2 protein-coding genes are annotated in these 1,624 nt (G+C 66.3%); one reads left to right on the forward strand and one right to left on the reverse strand.

Going from position 1 to position 1,624, the window contains the following annotated elements; translation table 11 throughout:
* On the forward strand, positions 1–577 hold a 577-nt coding region (locus tag AX702_RS04040; RefSeq protein WP_156455351.1), incomplete at its 5' end, for a zinc-dependent alcohol dehydrogenase family protein.
* Positions 578–583: 6 nt separating this feature from the next.
* On the opposite strand, the gene AX702_RS22395 is transcribed toward AX702_RS04040, so the two are convergent.
* Positions 584–1,624: hypothetical protein (locus AX702_RS22395; protein ID WP_066776478.1), on the reverse strand; the 1,041-nt coding region annotated here is incomplete at its 5' end.

Consider the following 1,624-nt stretch of genomic DNA (forward strand, 5'->3'; position numbering starts at 1 on the left):
TCTGACCGCATGGCGCGCGCTGGCGGTGAACGGTCAGGTAAAAAGCGGCGATACCGTGCTGGTCCAGGGCACCGGCGGCGTATCCATCTTCGCGCTGCAATTTGCCAAGGCTGCCGGCGCGACGGTGATCGCAACCTCGTCGTCCGACGAGAAGCTCGACCGGCTGCGTGAGATGGGCGCGGATCATCTGATCAATTATCGCCAGGACGAGAAATGGGGCGAAACCGCGCGCAAGCTGACCGGCGGGCGCGGGGTCGACCATGTCGTGGAGATTGGTGGATCGGGCACCATGCCGCAATCGATCGCGGCGGCCCGGATCGGCGGCCATATCGCGCTGATCGGGGTGCTCGCCGGCATCGGGGGTAACGTGCCCACCGTCTTCGTCATGCAGCAGAACCAGCGCATCGTCGGCCTGACGGTCGGCGCGCGCCGGCATCAGCAGGACATGATCCGCGCCATCGAGGCGAACGGCATCCGTCCGGTGATCGATCGTCATTTCCCGCTCGAACAGATTGCCGATGCCTTTCGCCACCAGGAATCGGGCAAGCATTTCGGCAAGATCTGCCTCGACATCTGAGCGCGTTCAGCCGGGCGGCGGAATGATCCGTCGCTCGGCTAGCCGCGCCAGCCATTTGGCGAACATCTGCTCGGTATCGATGCACTCGCCAAAGCCCGCCTGGCGCAGCTTGATCGTGCTCACCAGCACCGGCGCCCGCGTTGCCTCTGGCGGGGCGTGTACGCCGAACAGCAGATCGGCATAATGGTGCGATTCTCCCAATAGATCGGGTAGCGGCGTGGCGCGCAGCCCATGCCGCCGCACCACATCGTCCCACACGCCAGCATGCCCGCCGAGGTAATCGACCAGTGCGAATGGCGCGCCAAACGCCGGCTCCATGCCAAGCGCCCGGGCGATCGCCGGCCATGTATCGGCCCAGGTGAAGACATCGCCGTTGGTGATGTTGAACGTCTCGTCCCGGACGCGCTCCGCCTCGCCAGCCCATAATAGCGCGTCCGCGATCAGATCGGCATCCACCGCTTCCGACACGCCGCCCGGCCGCCCTGGATAGGTGAGCGGGCGGCCCAGTTCGCGCTGGATGGCGGCATAGGCGCCGATTACTGGTACGATGTTCATCGCCACACCGATTGCGCCGCCGAACACCACCTGCGGTCGCCAGATCGTCAGCGACCAATCCGCACCCGTCCGCTGCGCGCGCAGATAATCCTCCTGCAGCCAGTAGAAATTGGCGTGCGGATCGCGCGGTGAGCGCTCGCGTGCCGGAACGGCGATCTGATGGAGATGCGCGCCATAAGCCTTGGTGCCCTGAAGCACGCTGACATGGCGAAGCCCACGCGCGGCTTCGAACAACGGCTCCATCAGGTTGCGCATCATCGCCAGATTGGTGTCCATCTGGTCCTGCTCGAACCACCCGGCATAGAGGCCCGGCTTCTCGTACAGCGCTGCGTAGACGACGTGCGTCACCTCGGCGAACGCACCCGCCGCCGCCCGGCAGGCGGCGCTGTCCCGCAGGTCAAGCGACAGATGCCGAACATGCGCGCCGGCCGCCACGTCGGGCGCACGGCGCGAGACGGCGATGACGCGCCATCCTTCGGCGGCGAAGCGCGC

The sequence above is a fragment of the Sphingomonas sp. CCH5-D11 genome, assembly GCF_001557395.1.
Classification (GTDB): domain Bacteria; phylum Pseudomonadota; class Alphaproteobacteria; order Sphingomonadales; family Sphingomonadaceae; genus Sphingomonas.